Raw genomic sequence first — 18,203 nt, forward strand, 5'->3', positions numbered from 1 at the left:
CCTTAGTTAACGATACTTGAACCTGAAAAATAAATTTTTAAATTATTATAAAATGCTTACTTAGCCATCATCGCACGTGCTGTATCTAGCATGCGATTGGCAAAACCCCATTCATTATCACACCAGACAAGTAACTTTATCAGGCGTTTGTGACTAACACGTGTCTGCGTGCCATCAATAATACAAGAATGTGGGTCGTGATTAAAATCAACCGATACCAAAGGCTCTTCGGTGTAACTTAAAATACCTTCTAAGCGGTCTTTTGCTTGGGCTTTAAGAGCCGTATTTACCGCGTTTAAATCTACATCGGCATTTACTGTAACACTTAAATCCATTGCCGTTACGTTAATTGTCGGCACGCGAACCGCAATGGCTTCAAAGCGCCCTTCAAATTTGGGTAAAATGCGGTCTATTCCGCGTGCAAGCTTTGTATCTACCGGAATAATAGACTGACTTGCAGCGCGGGTACGGCGTAAATCATGATGGTACGCATCAATCACTTGCTGATCGTTCATCGACGCGTGAATAGTAGTAATAGCACCCGACTCAATGCCAAACGCATCATCTAGCACTTTAATAACAGGCACCACACAGTTTGTAGTACACGAGCCGTTAGATACAATAGTGTGCTCGCGCTTGAGCTCATCGTCGTTAATGCCATACACAATGGTGGCATCTACATCGTTATCAGCTGGGTGCGAAAATAACACCTTTTTAGCACCCGCAGTAATGTGTAATTGTGCATGCTCGCGCGAGTGATAAACACCGGTACATTCAAGTACAACATCTACATCTAGGGTTTGCCAAGGTAATTCTACTGGGTTTTCTTCACAAAATAGTGCAATGGTATCGCCTGCAACGCTAATGGTGTCTTCACCAAGTTTTACAGGAAAAGAAAAACGACCGTGGGATGTGTCGTATTTTAATAAATGAGCAATAGCTTCAGGGTCAGCAAGTTCGTTAATCGCAACCATTTTTATCTCGTCGCTCAAACCTGACTCGTACAACGCGCGGACAATATTTCGACCAATACGACCAAAACCATTTATTGCAAGTTTGATTGCCATGAAATATAAAATCCACTCTCTTTACGTGCAGACAAAGGCATCAATGCCTTTTAGATGGCTGTATTGTAATCGACCTTGAACATTTTTATAAGAGGGAGCGATTAGAAACTTTAAATTAATAAAAATTTCCATATCAATATTAATAAGCAAAATTTGTTAACAGTATTTTTATTCCTTTAATTAACCAATAAAAGTCTTAGTCCTTTAGTCTAATTTGTAGAATTAACATTGAATTTTAATCTAATCGGGTTATGTTATAAACCTCAAAAAATTTACCTTTTATTAAAAGTAAATTATCAAAATAAAAGATCATTTATCTAAACTTTAGGTTAGAAAATAAAATGACAACACACACAAAAATTATCATTGCAGATGATCACCCGCTGTTTAGGCAAGCATTATCACTTATGCTTACATCGAGCTTTAATGACTCTTCGCTCCTTGAGGCTCAAACCATAGCAGAACTAGAACAAGCACTTACTGATACACCCGACATCGATCTTATTTTATTAGATTTAGATATACCAGGTGCAGAGGGGTTTAATACACTTAATAATATTCGCTTAAAATACCCACATATCGCGGTAGTAGTTATCTCTGGATTTGAGGAGCCAGAAACTATTAATAAAGCAATAGAATATGGAGCTGCTGGTTTTATACCTAAATCGACCCCTGTTAACGACATGGTTACAGCACTTAATAGCATTATTAATGGAGAGCTTTGGGTCCCTGCTTACGCATTAAAACAAGGGGCGCAGCAAGATAAAGAAGAAAGTAAAATTTCAACACTCACTAATCAACAGCGAAAAATATTGTTTATGCTGGCTGATGGACTACTCAATAAACAGATTGCGTACGACCTAAACCTGTCTGAGTCGACAATAAAAAGCCATGTGAGTACTATATTTTTAAAGCTGGGTGTTAAAAACCGTACTCAAGCCGTTATCTTGCTAAACCAGCATAAGCATGAACATGACTTTTTTAAACTTAACACACCTTAAAGAAACGTATCGGATATATAGTTTTTTTCTAACCGCTTAGTTAAAAGGGAACTCATCAACGCTCTTAACGCAATAGGTTTAACTATTTTACGCAAATATCCGATATCAACACTCTGCGCTTGTTTTTGAACTGATTCATCCATTGTCGCTGTAATGAGAATTGCAGGTAATGGATAGGGACTTACTTCACGTATAGCTTGAATCAGCTCAATACCGTTGTAATAAAAAATGTTAGAAGGGCTGTGTTTTTGTGCCCCGAGTAATCCCGTGCTCGTTTGTAAATCACATGCGGGTACCGCTTCGTCTGTTAGCTGATAATCAACCAGTAAAATATCAATATCTTCCTCGTGACTTTTGTAAATTGACATAGCTTGTTGAGCACTTGAGGCTATTAGCACATTACACTTCCATGCAGATAGTAAATCACTCATACCCGCCGTCACACTTTCTTCGTTGTCTATGCATAGCACACACACGCCTTGTAAGTTGTTACTGGCCTGCATAGGTTCAGCTGTTTCAGGCTTAGCTACTGACGCTAATGGCACTTCTACACTAAACGTACTGCCACAATTTACTTTTGAGAGCAGCCCAAGCTTATGGTCAAGTATTTCAGCGAGGCTTTTTGCAATATTTAGGCCTAAACCAAGCCCTTTTGGCCCCACTAACTTGGTTGATAATTGTGTAAACTGCTCAAACACTTGCTGTTGTTTTTCGTGTGGGATCCCGGGGCCATTATCAATCACTTGTATGCACAAATTTTGCCCCTTTCTACGACAGCCTAATAATACTTTTCCATCGTGCGCATAACGAAAAGCATTACTCAAAAAGTTTTGCACAATTCGGGCAAGTAAAGTTAAGTCACTTTTTATATATAACTTACTCGATGTACACCTAAAATCTATCGCGTAATCGTGCGTTAAAGCTGAAAACTCAAGCGTTAACATAGAGAATAGTTTTTCAAGTGGAAATACACTTATATCAGGAGTTATATTACCGCTTTCAATACGTGCTATTTCGTTTAAATCGAGTAAAAGGTTATTAGCAATCTCTAACGAGTTATCTATTTGCTTAATCTGCATACGCTCTTGTGGCGAAACTTTGGCGCTCAAACTCACCGCCGATGAAAACAAACGCGCAGCAGAAAGAGGCTGTAATAAATCGTGGCTACATGCTCTTAAGTATTGGCTTTTTTTAAGGTGGGCTTGCTCTGCTTTTAGTTGTGCTGCAACAAGTTCTTGATTCGCTTTTTCGAGCTCAACATTCGCTTGCTCTAACTCTTTTGTTCGTGCTAAAACGCGGCTTTCTAAATCTGTGTTTTCTTCTTTTAAGTATTTCTCGGCTTTCCTAAACGCTGTTATATCCGTAAAAATCATCACAAAGCCCCCGCCTGGGATCGGGTTTCCTTCAATATTAATAATTTTATCGTTAAGCAAACGTCGTTCAGACTGGTGCCTACTACCTGCTTTTAAATACTCTAGCCGTTTATTTACTTGAGCTTCTATATCACATACATAACGCTTTTGATTAGTAAGGTTGTATCTAATAAGTTCACTTATAGGGCAACCAATATAAATAAAGTCTTCAGGGTAATTAAAAATATCAAGGTATTGCTTATTCCAAGCTACTAAATTTAAGTCGCCATCAATCACTGAAATACCTTCACTGGTATTCTCAATTGCCCCCTGTAAAACTGAGCGACTAAACTCGAGCTGCTGAGTAGAATTGTCTTCTACAATTTTTGCCACTTGGTCAAAAGCCATATCACGCCCCCCCAAGCCAAAAGACAATACTAGTTTGGCCGATGCGGCTCCTAGTACGGGCGCTAACGTATTTTCCGCATGAAATAGTAATGCTTCATTGTAGGTTTTATGCTTTTTATCTTTATGCAGTAAATTAAATTGCGCAAAACACTCTTTTGACTTTTCTAAGCCAATAAAACGGGCCAACAATAATTCAAGCTCACTTATATCCACCTTAGGTTGCTTAGGAAAATGCCGGTGGTAGTTTTTACCTTTATCGTAAAAAAACTTGCTTTGCATTTCTTCGCGGATGTTTTGTCGCGTCAATAATGACACTATAAATAACACACTTATATTCAGACTTAGCCCTATTAAGGTCATTACGGTGGTTTTTGGCCAAGAGGTGCTACTAAATAAGTGCTCGTAAAAGCCAAGCTGAGGAAGTAAATTGCCAAACACCCAAATTAGAAAACCGCAACAGATCCCCCAAAACACGCCCTTTTGTGTGGCTCTAGGCCAGAAAAAAGCAGCAATCAATGCAGGTCCAATTTGCGCAATAGCGCCAAAAGCAATTTCACCCAACGATGATAACGCGCCTGGTGGTGAAATAAGCAACATTCCAAGGCTCAATGCTATTACAACAACCACTAACGCCTTTCGAATAAATAAAAGCCGTGCTTGAAAATGCAAATAATCATGGTTTTTTCTAGGTGAAAATTTAAATATAAGCGGAAAGACAATTTCATTGCTTAACATCGTACTTAATGCAATGGTTGATACAATAACCATGGAACTGGCTGCAGAAACAGCCCCTAAAAATGCAAATAATGACAGCCACACGTGCCCATAATAGGCGGGTAAAAATAATACATAAGCATCAGCATTGAGTGAATCAGCATAATTTAAAGTACCCGCTAAACCAATTGGGCCTGCAAAAAATGCAAATACAAAAATATAAGTAGGTAGCAACCAACGTGCCATGCGGCTTGTTTTTCTATCTTTGATTTCAACAAACATAACTTGAAATTGGCGCGGTAAACATAAGCACGCTGACATCACAATAAATAGCAAACCAAACAACCCCACTAAGTTACTTGGCTCAAATTGCTGCGCTAAAGAAACATGCCCTTTTGACTTTTCTAAAATCTCTAGAGGTGAGTCATAAATAACAAACGATACAAACAGTCCAACAAGTAAAAATGCGATTAACTTAACTGTGGACTCAAAAGCAATGGCTATCATTACGCCTGGGTGGCGCTCTGTTACATCAATTGTTCTGATCCCAAAAATAATTGTAAAGCCAGTTAAAATAATACTCACAATCAAACCTAGCTGCCAAATAGGGAGGTCCTGGCTTTCTTGCAAAATAATATATGAGTCAATAATTGCTTTAAGCTGTAAGGCTATATAGGGCAAAGTGCCTATTAACGCGACTAGCGTAATAATAAGTGCCAAGCTTTGTGACTTACCAAAGCGGGCTGAGAGTAAATCTGCTATTGAGTTTGTTTTTAATTGCAGGCTCGTTTTTATAATTCGTTGTATAAAAGGCCAAGCAAAGACAAATAATAAAATTGGGGCTAAATAAACAGGGATATAATTGAAGGAGCCACCAGCAGCTTGTGCAGATGTGCCTAAGAAACCCCACGAGGTACAGTAAACTCCCAGCGATAGCGCATAAATAATGGCATGCTGCTTAGCAACTAGTTTGTGACGGTACTTGCCGCCTAAAAAAGCGATTAAAAACAGTAAACTTATATAGCCAATGCTTACACTTATTAGTAACCAATTAGAAAACATAATGAGCTTCTTTTGCGCGCTTTTAGCACGTTTTTTATTATTAGTAGAAGTGGGAGTTACCCTTTTTACATTCTGAATTTAACCATATAGCACCCAACTAAAGAACTAGACTAAAGGACTAAACGCTAGGTGCTAAGTCTTATTACTAATTGTTGCTTTGTTCGGTTTACTTACTATTAGCTGAACAACTAATACAAGGGAATAAGCTAGATGTTCGATTCAAAATATAAAAAACTACTCTTGGCATCTTCGTTACTAACTGCAAGTTCATCCGCTTTTGCCGGCTACGAAATCAAGCTAACAGAAAACGATAAACTCACATTTGGTGGTTATATCAAAATAGACTCTCGGTATGTTGATGGCGATGTAGCTTATCGTGATTTCTGGATTGGGGATGGCACAGCGCTTGAAGAAGACGCCTCTCAGTTTAAAATTTTTGCCAATGAAACCCGCTTCAACACCAAGTATGTTCATGGCGATGTTACCGGCTTTATTGAAATGGATTTTAACGGTGGTGGCGGTAACGAAATCATATCGAACTCTGCAAACCCACGTATTCGTCACGCTTTTATAAACTATCAAGACCTTACTGTTGGCCAAACGTGGTCAACATTTATGAATACTAGTGCCATTCCAGAAGCAGCCGATTTTGCAGGTGCGACCACGGGCTTAGTTTTTATTCGTCAAGGGCAAGTGCGTTATAACATGGGTAATTTTCAATTATCCCTAGAAAACCCAGAAACATGGGGCGGCGATACCTCTAACGACAAACTTCCCGATTTAGTCGCTCGCTATAACTTTAAAGATGATTGGGGCAACGTATCAATATCAGCCCTTGCGCGTCAGCTTAACACCCTCTCAGGTGAACAAGAATCAGCTTTTGGTATGTCTGTGGCAGGTTTAGTTAAAACAACTGGCAAAGATGATTTACGCTTTCAATTTCACAAAGGTGAACTTGGCCGCTATGTCGGCGCTGCCGCTGCAAAAGATGTATACGATAACGAAGTTGAAGATCTCACTTCGGTACTCATAGCATACCGCCATTTTTGGACAGATACACTTCGTTCAAGCGTACTCTACGGAAAAGTTGAAGGTGATGTGTCTGAGCGCGAACGTACTCAATGGGGCGTTAACGTATTTCAAAATTTAACCAAAGATTTAGTGGTGGGTTTTGAAGTAGGTAACTTCTGTATGGATGAACAAGATAAAGACTCTAACTACGTTCAAGCCACATTGAGGTTTGCACTTTAAGCCACTCTACCTCTAATGCTTAGCACCGCGTAACACTTCCAACCAATGTTGCGTTTGGGAGGGGAATACTCTCCTCCCTTTTTTGCTTTAGAGATAGTCAACCCGAAAAATTTGGAGAGCAGCAATGACAGCTTCAATACTTAATGTAGAAAACATATCACTTGCTTTTGGTGGGGTTAAAGCCTTAACCGATGTGAGCTTTTCTGTAAAAGAAGGGTCTGTTTTTTCGATTATTGGCCCTAATGGGGCCGGTAAAACCTCAATGTTAAATTGTATTTCAGGACGCTACACCCCTAATAGCGGTAATATTTTTTTTAATAATAAAAACGTAACAAGTTTGCAGCCAAACGACCGCGCCGATTTAGGCATGGGCCGAACATTTCAAAACCTCGCGTTATTCGGTCATATGTCGGTATTAGACAATATTATGGTTGGCCGTCACCACCTATTAAAAAACAATTGGCTAACGGGTCCATTATATTGGGCATCCGGTGCACAAAAAGAGGAACTTGAACACAGACGAAAAGTTGAAGAAGTCATCGACTTTTTAGAAATATCACACATCCGCAAATCCATAGCAGGCACCCTGTCTTATGGTTTACGCAAACGCGTAGAGCTTGCAAGGGCAATGGCCCTCAATCCTAAACTTATTTTACTCGACGAGCCTATGGCAGGCATGAACCTAGAAGAAAAAGAAGATATGGCTAGGTACATTCTTGACCTTAATGAAGAGTTTGGGGTCACCGTCGTCATGATTGAACACGACATGGGCGTAGTGATGGATATTTCACATGAAGTAATGGTTTTAGATTTTGGCAAAAACTTAATTTGTGCCAAACCAGAACAAGTGATGGCAGACCCATACGTAAAACGTGCCTATTTAGGACTCGAAGAAGCCGATAGCGAACCTGAAGAAGCTACCACATTAGAGGAAGTAAGCTAATGACTCACCATGATTCAATTAATGACTTTGAAATGGCCGAACTCAATACCTTTCCTAAAATATTACAGTTTAATGCCCGGCAATGGCCCCATGAAATAGCCATGCGAGAAAAAGAGTTTGGTATATGGAATGAATTTACATGGGAAGACTATAACAACCGAGTTAAGTGGCTCACGCTTGCATTACTTGATAAAGATGTAAATAAAGGTGATGCAATTGCTTTGCTTGGCGATAATCGCCCAGAATGGGTTTGGGGAGAAGTAGCTGCACACGCAATGCGATGCCACTCTTTAGGTATTTATCAAGATTCAATGCATGAGGAAGTGGCCTACTTACTCCAAAGTAGCCATTCCACGGTTGTAATAGCTGAAAATGAAGAACAGTGCGATAAATTACTCGAACTAGGCGATGAAATTTCACACGTAAAATTAATTGTTTACTGCGATCCTAGAGGCATGCGCAAATACAGCGATGAGCGCTTAATTGACGTAAATTCACTGTATGCACTTGGCCAAACTATAGATAACAGTGAACCCAATCGCTACCCACAACTAGTTGAAGCAACCTCCCCAGACGACATAGCAATTTACTGCACAACATCAGGCACTACTTCAAAGCCTAAAATAGCACTACTCAACGGTGGTAATTTTGTTAAACATTGCAGCGCTTACTTAAGAGCCGATCCACGCCAACCAGGCGATAATTACGTATCGGTATTACCTCTGCCTTGGATAATGGAGCAAGTTTATGCTGTTGGCCAAGCGCTTATTGCACGTCAAATAGTTAACTTTGTTGAAGAGCAACAAACATTAATGTCTGATCTTAGAGAAATAGGACCAAGCTTTGTATTACTAGCCCCACGCGTATGGGAAGGAATATTAGCGGATGTTCAAGCTCGGATGATGGACTCAACTCCACTAAAAAGAAAACTATTTTCTTTTGCCATGGGCATTGCCCAAAAGAGCCAGCTTAAAGGAAAAAAATCGTGGCTTGCAGAGCTTATTTTAATGAGAGCGCTTAGAGACAGACTCGGCTTTTCATATTTAAAATCTGCAGCAACAGGTGGAGCCGCAATGGGACCTGACACATTTAGGTTTTTTCAAACCATTGGGGTACCGTTAAGACAACTTTATGGTCAAACAGAAATGTGCGGCGCTTATACAATTCATCATCAAAACGATGTTGATTACGATAGCGTTGGCTTTGCGTTTGATAATGCGCAAGTAAAGGTTATTAACGAAGATGAAGCCGGTGTTGGCGAAATTGTTGCGAAAACAGTGGGTATGTTTACCGGCTACCTTAATAATCAAAATGCATACAACGAAGATGTTAAAGATGGATGGATGCAAACAGGCGATGCTGGCTACTTTAAGCCTTCAGGGCATTTGGTTGTTATTGATCGGATAAAAGACTTAGCATGTACAAGTAACGGCGTTCAATACTCACCGCAATACATTGAGAATAAATTGAAGTTTTCGTCATTTATTGGCGAAGCCGTCATATTAGGTAAAAACAAACCTTATTTATCAGCCATCATTTGTATTCGTTTTAGTATCGTTGCTAAATGGGCAGAACAACACGGTTACTCATTCACAAATTACACTAACTTATCGACCCACCCTGAAGTTTATAAAAAGCTCAGTGAAGAAATACAACGTGTTAATGAATCGCTTCCTGACGCTCAAAAAATACATAAGTTTTTACTGCTTTATAAAGAGCTTGATGCCGATGATGGAGAGCTTACACGTACGCGTAAAGTAAGACGCAGCGTTATTGCCCAAAAGTATGGCGATATCATAGATGCGATATACCAAGATCAAAATATAGTTGATATTGATACCCTTGTTGTATTTCAAGATGGCACTAAAACACGCATTCAAACGCAACTTAAAATCCAATCTCTTATTAATACTCCCACAGTCACTCCCGTGGCAAACACTCACACTGAAGCACAACGGAGAGCATCATGAACTTTGAATTACTCATTCAGTTAATCATTAATGGGCTTATTGTCGGCCTGCTGTATGGCGTCGTCGGTATGTGTTTTGTTTTAGTTTATAAGTCGACACAAATTGTAAATTTTGCACAGGGCGAATTTTTACTTGTAGGTGCCTGGGTGTGCTGGAGCGTGCTTATTTATTTAGAACTCCCCTTTATTGTTGGCTTTTTGCTCACAATGGCGTTTATGGCGGCCTTTGGTATTTTAATTCAAATGATTGTATTACGCCCTATGATTGGCGAGCCAATTATTTCAGTCATTATGGTCACAATTGGTTTATCTATCTTTTTCCAAGCATTGATGAAATGGATCTTTGGTGTATCAGCGCAAAGTTACCCGCAGGTATTTGATGCGCAAAGCATTCAAATCTTTGGCCTAAATATTGAGTCAGCCTACTTAATGAGTACGGTTATCGCCTTAATTATTATGGTTGCATTTTACCTCTTTTTTAAACATTCAAAATATGGTCTCGCTATGCGAGCCACTGCATTTAATCAGCAAATTGCACAAAGCTTAGGTATTTCCGTTAAACAAGTGTTTGCTATGAGCTGGGGCATTGCGGCAACGGTATCAGCAACAGCCGGTATTGTAATAGGGATGGTTAACGGGGTTTCAAGTTCCCTATCAATGATGGGGATTAAAGTGTTCCCAGCCGTTATTTTAGGTGGCCTTGACTCGATTGTAGGTGCAATTGTGGGTGGTTTAACAATTGGAGTGCTGGAAAACTTAGCTGAGTTTTTTGATAGCCAATACCTTCATGTTGGCAACATGTACGACATAGCGCCATTTTACGTCCTTCTCATCATACTTTGGTTTAAACCTTACGGTTTATTTGGGACTAAAGATATTGAACGAATTTAAGAGCTTACATTTAGCGACGCGCTGTAAAAATACAGCGTAATGCGCTTACACATAAATTATAAAAATTAGGATTTTATTATGTCTAGCTTAACTATGCGCCCATGTGGCGACTTTAGAACCAGTTACAAACAAGACAATACCATTTACGAAACTAAAACTATTCGTAACGTAGCTATTATTGCCATTGCACTACTATGCTGCGCACCATTTTTGGTCGATGCATACTTTCTAACGCTTTTTATTCAAATTTCATATTTAGGCATTGCAGCACTAGGGCTTAACATTTTAGTCGGTTATACGGGTCAAATATCATTAGGCCATGGCGCCTTTTTTGGCTTTGGTGCGTTTGCCTCAGCTTGGCTGAATATGTCCTTTGGCATCCCTGTTTTATTGTGTATCCCTATTGCAGGCTTTTTAACTATGTTGGTAGGCATGCTATTTGGCCTTCCCGCTTCGCGTATAAAAGGGCTTTATTTAGCAATTGCCACTTTAGCCGCCCAGTTTATTCTCGAAGACTTTTTTGCTCGCGCCCAATGGTTTACTGGTGGCTCAGCAGGCTCATCAGCCGACCCTGTCTCTATTTTTGGCTTTGTGTTTAATACCGACCAACGCTTTTTTTACATTGCGTTGTTTGCCCTTGTTTTTATGTATATCTGGGGATGTAACCTAATGCGCAGCCGAGAAGGTCGCGCCTTTATTGCAGTAAGAGATCACTACCTATCAGCAGAAATTATGGGAATAAAACTTAATAAGTACCGTTTGCTGTCATTTGGAGTTTCATCTTTCTATGCGGGTATTGGCGGTGCGTTATACGCGCATTACCTAGGCTACGTTTCAGCTGAAGGATTTACATTATTCATGTCGATTCAATTTCTAGCGATGATCATCATTGGTGGCTTAGGTTCTATTAAAGGCACTCTTATGGGTGTTGTATTTATGGTGTTTTTACCTGAAGTGTTAGAAAGCGGCGTTGGGTTAATGAAAATGACGGATTGGGGCAATATTCCTATGGTGGTTGATGGCCTTGCTTACATTAAAGAAATGGCTATTGGCCTAGTCATTATTTTATTTTTAATTTTTGAACCTGAAGGCATGGCGCATCGCTGGGCACAAATTAAAAACTATTGGAAATTTTACCCGTTTTCTTACTAATAAATTACACGACAACAACAAGCTCACTGGCAACACAGCCAAAAATGAAAAGGAAATTATCATGCACAATAAATTAAAACTTAGTTCTGTATTTGTATGTTGCTCATTAGCCATGAGTAACCATGTTATTGCTCAAGATTCAGTCTTTGTAGGCCACTTAGCTGATATGTCAGGGCCTACCTCATTTGTTGGTAAAAACTATGCTGACGGAGTACGAGACTCACTTGCTTATATTAATGAAAATGGCGGCATTAATGGCACTCGATTAGAGTCTGAAACTATTGATTACGCCTATAAGGTACCACAGGCCATTGCATCTTATAAAAAATGGTATTCGCGTAAAAAAATGGTCGCAATGCAAGGCTGGGGTACCGCAGATACAGAAGCGCTAATTTCGTTTGTAGCCAGAGACAAAGTCCCCGTATTCTCAGCGTCTTATTCTGGACATTTAACCGACCCGACAGGCAAAAACCCACACACTAAAAAACCAGCGCCTTATAACTTTTTTTATGGCGCTTCATACTCAGACTCTTGCCGTGGACTTGTTCAATGGGCTGCTGAGGATTGGAAGAATAAAGGCGGTAAAGGTAAACCTAAATTTACTCACCTCGGCGCAAATCATCCATTTCCTAATGCACCTAAAGAAGCCTGTGCAGAATACGCAACTGAGCTAGGTTTTGATGTACAACCTGCAATCGTGATTTCAATGAAACCAGGCGATTTTAAAGCGCAATGTTTAAGTTTAAAAAGTTCAGGTTCTAATTACGGCTACATTGGTAACTTAGGTGGCTCTGTACTTTCGCTGGTTAAATCATGTAATACCGTGGGAACCGATATTCAATTCATGTCGAATATTTGGGGAGGAGACAAAAAAATATTCAATGCAGCGGGTGAAGGCATTAAAGATTATATTTTCCCTACTATGACCCCTTTTTGGGAAGATGAAACACCTGGCATGAAGTTGGTGAGAGAAATATCAAAACAATCAGATCCATCAGGACAAGCGCAGCGCGTTCACCATTATGTGCGCGGTGTTTGTTCAACGTTTTATATGAAAGAAGCCATGGAATGGGCAAAAGAAAACGGCGGTATAACTGGCGAAAACATTAAAAAAGGCATGTACGTTAAAAAGAACTGGGTGCCTAAAGGGCTTGAGGGTGTGTGCTTAGCTGCCAACTGGAGTAAAGACGATCACCGCGGCGTAAACCAAGTAAACATATATAAAGGTAATTATAACAAAGGCAATGTAACAGCTGAGAAAGTGTCAGTAGTAACGCTTGAACGCCGTGACGATTGGTTAGGCTACTAATAAATACAAAAATTGGTTGCAAAGATCCCAAAGTTTTTTTGCAACCAACCTACAAGACTAAATAATTACGGAGTATGTATGTCATCAGCAGCAAAAAAATTAGAGCCCGCCTCACCCATTTTAACCGTCAATAATATAGAAGTTGTATACGATGAAGTTATTCAGGTACTCAGAGGCGTTAGCTTAGATGTACCAGAGGGAGAGATTGTTACTTTATTAGGCCCAAATGGAGCCGGTAAATCAACAACACTTAAAGCTATTTCTGGATTACTTAAAACCGAAAACGGTGAAGTAACCAAAGGTGACATTACTTTTATGGGCGAGCGCATAGATTCTAAAAATGCAGAAGATGTAGTGCGCAGTGGTTTATTTCAGGTAATGGAGGGGCGTCGCATTATCGAAGATATGACGTCTTTAGAAAACTTAAAGCTCGGTGCATTTACTAGAAGAGACTCGAAAATAAACCAAGATATTGACATGGTTTATCATTACTTTCCGCGTTTGAAAGAGCGCACAGGTTTAGCCGGCTATTTATCTGGCGGTGAACAACAAATGTTAGCAATAGGCCGGGCATTAATGGCGAGGCCAAAGATGATTTGCCTAGATGAGCCATCAATGGGCCTATCGCCTCTACTTGTTAAAGAAGTATTCGCGATAATAAAAAAAATAAATGAAGAGCAAGGCATCACTATGTTTTTAGTAGAGCAAAACGCTAATTACGCGCTGCGTGCTGCTAATTATGGCTACATTATGGAGTCTGGAAAAGTGGTATTAGACGGAACGCAAGAGCAGCTCATGAATAACGAGGATGTTAAAGAGTTTTACTTAGGCGGTGGCAACGAAGACCGTAAAAGCTTTAAAGATTTAAAGTCTTATAAACGCAGAAAGCGCTGGCTGTAATAAAAACAGTTTAAATAAATTTACTTTTTAGCATGACTTCGGAGCCCCTTATGACTAACTTATTTAGCTCAAAAGAAAGCCAATCGCATCTAAGCCGAGAAAACGATTTATTTGCAAAATTACCTGGCTTTATTTCGTATGCAAAACAAAACAGTCCCTATTACAAAAATATATTAGCCAACATTACTGCGGATAATATAACTAATCGGGAACAATTGGCCACACTGCCCATTACCAGAAAATCATCACTCATTAGCTTACAAAAAACAGAATCGCCGTTAGCGGGTTTAAACTCAGAACAGGGACATATTAGTCGGTTGTTTCAATCCCCCGGCCCTATTAACGACCCAGAAAACTGTGAAAATGACTGGTGGAGAATGGGTCAAGCATTTTACGCAGCTGGTTTTAGAAAGCACGATAAAGTGCAAAACTGCTTATCGTACCATTTAACGCCTGGTGGGTTCATACTTGATTCGGGAGCTCGCGCCTGTGGCTGTATTGTAATACCCGCAGGACCTGGGCAAACCGAACAACAGCTCGACACCATTGAAGGGTTGAAACCTCAAGGCTATTGCGGCACTCCCTCTTTTTTAAAAATTTTATTAAACAAAGCTCAGCAACAAAAGCGCGATATAAGCAGTATTACTAAAGCATTAGTCACCGGTGAGGCTTTACCTAAAGCACTGCGTGATGAGTTTACAGCAGCAGGCATTAATACATTACAAGCCTATGCCAGCGCAGATGTAGGTTTAATTGCTTACGAGAGTATTGCAGATGACGGTTTAGTTATTGCTGAAGACCTTATCGTAGAAATTGTTCGCCCTGGCAGTTTAGAGCCGGTAGCCGATGGCGAGGTGGGTGAGGTAGTTGTAACCAGCTTCAATCATGACTACCCTTTAATTCGCTTCGCTACAGGTGACTTATCTGCTATTAAATCAGGGCAAAGTACATGTGGGCGTACAAATTTACGCATAAAAGGCTGGATGGGACGAGCAGATCAGACAACCAAAATTAAAGGTATGTTTGTCCATCCCGAGCAAGTGGAGCGCGTTAGGTTAAGTGTTAGCGGCATTGCTAAAGTCAGGCTTAATGTTACAAGTGAAAGCCATAACGATCAAATGCACCTTTTATGTGAGCTAAGTACAAGTGCCAATGATATAGACACAAAAACACTGCAAAACACACTAACAGAAAACCTAAAGCTATATACAAAGTTAAATGGCAGTGTTGAGCTTGTGAGCCCCGGCACTTTAAACGATGACGGCAAAGTGATCGACGACCTAAGAGCTACTTGTTAGTTTTACTTTCAACAAGGCTTTGAGTTTGCTAATAAAATTCCTACCTCAGCAATTTAAAGCCTTTATCTCTAAAAGAGCAATATATGAGTAAAATCGCTTTTCAAGACTGCTACATACAAAGCTTAAGCCATTGTTATGGATGCGGTAAAAACAACCCCGAAGGGCATCAGCTTAAAAGCTACTGGTTAGATAACTTTGAGGGAAGTAAAACAATAGCTCACTTTACACCTAAGCCTTACCACACCGCTATTCCTGGGTTTGTGTATGGTGGCTTAGTGGCCTCTCTTATTGATTGTCATGGCACAGGGAGCGCAGCAGCCGTTGTCCATTATAAAAATAAATTAACTATTGGCAGCGACCCTTCAATTCGCTTTGTTACAGCGGCCTTAAATATTAATTATTTAGCGCCAACACCTATAGATAAACAACTAGAGCTCGTAGGCGAGTTTAGCCAAATAAAAGATAACAAAGTAATTGTTGATATTACTTTATCTACACAAAACGTTATGTGCGTAAAAGGTGAAGTAGTCGCTGTTAAAATGCCAGCCACGTTTAAATAAGCAGTATTTAAAACTTTTAAATGAACCCAAAAGTAGCTAATTAACTTGGCTACTTTTGGGTATAAAGCAAGCTTACTTTATTGCTTACTACAGTGCTTTTAACGCATTAATTATATCTTCTGGCTCTGAGCGAGTGCGGTAATCAACATCGACATAGCGCCACGTCACTTTACCTTCGCTATTTAAAACAAACGTGGCAGGGATCGGTAAAATGCTGCCATTGCCGTTATTAAGCGACTCCAAATCAAGACCGCGGTCTACACGCATATGCTCAAGTAAAAATTCAGGAACTTGCCACGCTACGCCATAGCTTGCTGCAACATCCGCATTTTGGTCACTCAGCACAACAAAATCCATATTACGTATGTCGTTTTCGCTCATTGATCCATCAGGCGCTTGTGGGCTAATAGCCACCAGCTGTGCACCTAATGCGTGAATTTCAGGTAAGCGTGATTGAAGCGCCTTTAGCTGTAAATTACAATAAGGGCACCAACTACCACGATAAAAAGTGATAACCACAGGCCCTTTTGCAAGTAGCTCATCTAATAAAACTTGCTCACCGTGTTGGTTAGGCAGTTCAAAGCGTGGGGCTTTTTGGTCTAAATTAAGTGCATTTGCCCCCTCTTGAAACGCTTTTGCCTGCGCAATGGTTTCATCAACGCCTTTCATAAAGTCAGGATTACCCTTTCGCCCTGCTGCTACTTTAGCCTCTGTTTGTGCTTTTAGTGTGTTGCTTTCATCGCTCATAGTATGGCTACCTTCCAATTAATCAAAACATAAAGCTAGCTTACAGTACGACGATATATTTGGAATGAAAATTTTAACTTAATCATCTACTTCTAAATCAAACACCACATTTATAGATGATTTAAAGCTTATTGTTGCCTGTAAATCGTTACTACGTATTTGAGGAAAAGAATTATTGTCTTGCTGCGCCCTGTGCATTTTGGTTATGGCTGTACTAAAACCACTGTCATAGTTGTTTTTATTTGAGCGAATAGTGCGTACTTCACCTACTTTTGCATTGAATGAATCGGCAAGTAAATCCGCTTTTATTTTTGCATCTTCAATTGCTAGCTGTGTGACTTGCGCTTGTAATTGCTCAGACTTTGAAGATAAAAACGCAATATTTTGAATGGCATTTACTTCTTGCTTCAATAAAAAATTGATTAAATCGCTCACACGCTCAATATTGTTTAGCGTTACTTCAAACGTTCTTATCGCTGCGTATTCGCTAAAGGCCTGATGCCCTGTTTCAATATAATCCATCCCTGTTTTTTCAATTTTAAGGTTTGAGGCAACTACGTCATCGGCACTTATTTCAAATTGATTGAGCCCATCTATTAATAACTTCACTTTATTCTCAAGGGTGTTATTGGCGGCTTTTGGCTCATTTTTAACACTATTCACCTTAAATAGTATTTTAGCCATGTCAGGCTCAACTAATACCTCAGCTGTGCCTTGCACTGAGATATGACGATTGCCAGGTAAGCTCGAATTAGCAAAAGCGATAACAGGGAATAAGGTTAAAAAAACAGTGGTAATGAGTTTCATGTCGTTCCTTGAGGTAATTAGTTAAATAATGCTCATGTAACCGTACCTATAAAAATACACGTAAAATAAAAGTAAAAATACCCATTATTGTAGGCAGGAGTTTACCTCGCGTGGCATAAAACCGCGCTTACAGCCAGCCTACGTTAACTCACCAATTTTTAGCTCTTTACCGCGGTTTATTTGGTAGCACTGGGCTAGCAATAATTCGGCGGTGGCTTGTGCGTCTGTTAGTGCGTTATGGCAATGATAACTTGGTAACTCATAACGTGTGCGACACGCACTTAGGGTTAAATCATCTTGTTTTATTTCTGCCCCTTGACAAATAAGGCGTTTTTTTTCTATGTGTAGGGTGTCAAGTATTAGCTTTGGTTGCGCACTTATATTAGCGTTTTTAAGGGCTGCTTTTAAAAAGCCCCAATCGAGTATCGCGTTATGAAACACCAAAATATGGTCACTAAAATGACGGCTTAACTGCATTAATATACTTTCTAAGCTTTGCCCTTTAGCCACAGTGTCGTCAATAATGCCGTGAAAAATAGGGCTTTGATCTAGGCTTTTTACATCCTTGTTTATTAAATGCTGCGACTCGCTCATTTTTATACATTGGTTGTCTATTTTAACCCAAGCCACCGATACAATTTCATGCTGGTTTACATCAAGCCCAGTAAGCTCTAAATCAATCACTAAATAGCGTTGCGTTAACGCGTTTTGACTTAATAAATTTCGCCTTTTTATATACTTACTGAGCCATTTTTTTACCACAGCGCTTACC

The 18,203-nt window shown here is 39.8% G+C and carries 15 protein-coding genes; 10 read left to right on the forward strand and 5 right to left on the reverse strand.

The genetic code is table 11. From position 1 onward, the window contains the following. Positions 1-56: 56 nt before the first annotated feature. Complete coding sequence (gene epd, locus AN389_RS04460) at positions 57-1,067, reverse strand: erythrose-4-phosphate dehydrogenase (RefSeq protein WP_055019328.1); 1,011 nt, start codon at positions 1,065-1,067, stop codon at positions 57-59. Positions 1,068-1,408: 341 nt separating this feature from the next. Between epd and AN389_RS04465 the strand changes: the two genes are divergently transcribed. Continuing rightward, positions 1,409-2,068: a response regulator transcription factor gene (locus AN389_RS04465; protein WP_055019329.1), complete on the forward strand. Its 660-nt coding sequence runs from the start codon at positions 1,409-1,411 to the stop codon at positions 2,066-2,068. On the opposite strand, the gene AN389_RS04470 is transcribed toward AN389_RS04465, so the two are convergent. Further along, the gene (locus AN389_RS04470; protein WP_055019330.1) at positions 2,065-5,604 is read right to left on the reverse strand and encodes a PAS domain-containing hybrid sensor histidine kinase/response regulator; all 3,540 of its coding nucleotides are present in this window, start codon (positions 5,602-5,604) and stop codon (positions 2,065-2,067) included. The genes AN389_RS04465 and AN389_RS04470 overlap by 4 nt on opposite strands. A gap of 210 nt (positions 5,605-5,814) precedes the next feature. On the opposite strand from AN389_RS04470, the gene AN389_RS04475 reads away from it, so the two are divergent. From AN389_RS04475 to AN389_RS04515, 9 genes are all read left to right on the forward strand, one after another. Then, positions 5,815-6,855 (forward strand): DcaP family trimeric outer membrane transporter, encoded by a 1,041-nt coding sequence (locus AN389_RS04475; protein ID WP_055019331.1) that lies wholly within the window; start codon positions 5,815-5,817, stop codon positions 6,853-6,855. A gap of 124 nt (positions 6,856-6,979) precedes the next feature. After that, complete coding sequence (locus AN389_RS04480; protein WP_055019332.1) at positions 6,980-7,798, forward strand: ABC transporter ATP-binding protein; 819 nt, start codon at positions 6,980-6,982, stop codon at positions 7,796-7,798. After that, positions 7,798-9,768: a long-chain fatty acid--CoA ligase gene (locus AN389_RS04485; RefSeq protein WP_055019333.1), complete on the forward strand. Its 1,971-nt coding sequence runs from the start codon at positions 7,798-7,800 to the stop codon at positions 9,766-9,768. Before AN389_RS04480 ends, AN389_RS04485 begins: the two co-directional genes overlap by 1 nt. After that, positions 9,765-10,658, forward strand: a complete 894-nt coding sequence (locus AN389_RS04490; RefSeq protein WP_006791860.1) for a branched-chain amino acid ABC transporter permease — start codon at positions 9,765-9,767, stop codon at positions 10,656-10,658. The genes AN389_RS04485 and AN389_RS04490 overlap by 4 nt, the downstream gene beginning before the upstream one ends. Before the next feature lie 78 nt (positions 10,659-10,736). Further along, a complete protein-coding gene (locus AN389_RS04495) occupies positions 10,737-11,810 on the forward strand; it encodes a branched-chain amino acid ABC transporter permease (RefSeq protein ID WP_055019334.1) in 1,074 nt (357 codons plus the stop codon). Positions 11,811-11,871: 61 nt separating this feature from the next. Then, on the forward strand, positions 11,872-13,119 hold the full coding sequence (locus tag AN389_RS04500) for an ABC transporter substrate-binding protein (protein ID WP_055019335.1): 1,248 nt from the start codon (positions 11,872-11,874) through the stop codon (positions 13,117-13,119). Between the two features lie 117 nt (positions 13,120-13,236). Further along, positions 13,237-14,019, forward strand: a complete 783-nt coding sequence (locus AN389_RS04505) for an ABC transporter ATP-binding protein (protein WP_327077927.1) — start codon at positions 13,237-13,239, stop codon at positions 14,017-14,019. Between the two features lie 50 nt (positions 14,020-14,069). Then, positions 14,070-15,317, forward strand: coding sequence for a phenylacetate--CoA ligase family protein (locus AN389_RS04510; protein ID WP_055019337.1), 1,248 nt, complete (start codon positions 14,070-14,072; stop codon positions 15,315-15,317). A gap of 83 nt (positions 15,318-15,400) precedes the next feature. Continuing rightward, complete coding sequence (locus AN389_RS04515; protein WP_055019338.1) at positions 15,401-15,877, forward strand: PaaI family thioesterase; 477 nt, start codon at positions 15,401-15,403, stop codon at positions 15,875-15,877. An 87-nt stretch (positions 15,878-15,964) separates the two neighbouring features. Here the strand turns inward: AN389_RS04515 and AN389_RS04520 are convergent, their stop codons facing one another. From AN389_RS04520 to AN389_RS04530, 3 genes are all read right to left on the reverse strand, one after another. Beyond that, positions 15,965-16,624, reverse strand: a complete 660-nt coding sequence (locus AN389_RS04520) for a peroxiredoxin-like family protein (RefSeq protein WP_055017305.1) — start codon at positions 16,622-16,624, stop codon at positions 15,965-15,967. Between the two features lie 78 nt (positions 16,625-16,702). After that, the gene (locus tag AN389_RS04525) at positions 16,703-17,431 is read right to left on the reverse strand and encodes an SIMPL domain-containing protein (protein WP_055019339.1); all 729 of its coding nucleotides are present in this window, start codon (positions 17,429-17,431) and stop codon (positions 16,703-16,705) included. A 138-nt stretch (positions 17,432-17,569) separates the two neighbouring features. Continuing rightward, positions 17,570-18,193 carry a 3'-5' exonuclease gene (locus tag AN389_RS04530; protein WP_055019340.1) on the reverse strand — a complete coding sequence of 208 codons (624 nt, stop codon included), beginning with the start codon at positions 18,191-18,193 and terminating at the stop codon, positions 17,570-17,572. Between the last annotated feature and the right edge of the window lie 10 nt (positions 18,194-18,203).

Origin of the sequence: Pseudoalteromonas sp. P1-7a, assembly GCF_001401855.1 — a bacterium.
Taxonomy (GTDB): Bacteria; Pseudomonadota; Gammaproteobacteria; order Enterobacterales; family Alteromonadaceae; genus Pseudoalteromonas.